The organism is Psychrobacter sp. 16-MNA-CIBAN-0192 (assembly GCF_040309565.1).
Taxonomy (GTDB): domain Bacteria; phylum Pseudomonadota; class Gammaproteobacteria; order Pseudomonadales; family Moraxellaceae; genus Psychrobacter.
The window spans coordinates 1-245 of record NZ_JBEOOX010000605.1; the positions used below are offsets into that span (position 1 = coordinate 1).

Consider the following 245-nt stretch of genomic DNA (forward strand, 5'->3'; position numbering starts at 1 on the left):
GTTTAACCGTTTCTCCTTATCTTGAAGGACAACGTTTTATCGATGTGGGAACTGGCCCTGGTTTACCCGGGATCCCATTAGCGATTATGAATCCAGATAAGCAGTTTGTGTTGTTAGACAGTTTAGGTAAACGGATCCGTTTTCAAAAACAGGTTCAATTTGAATTAAAAATTAATAATATTACCTCGGTAGAAAGCCGTGTTGAAGCTTATAACCCAGAGATTAAATTTGATGGTGTGTTAAGT

1 protein-coding gene is annotated in these 245 nt (G+C 37.6%); it reads left to right on the forward strand.

Translation table 11 applies throughout. From position 1 onward, the window contains the following. Window positions 1-245 (forward strand): 16S rRNA (guanine(527)-N(7))-methyltransferase RsmG (locus AAEY78_RS14550; RefSeq protein ID WP_352340161.1); only part of this gene is annotated, 245 nt, incomplete at both ends.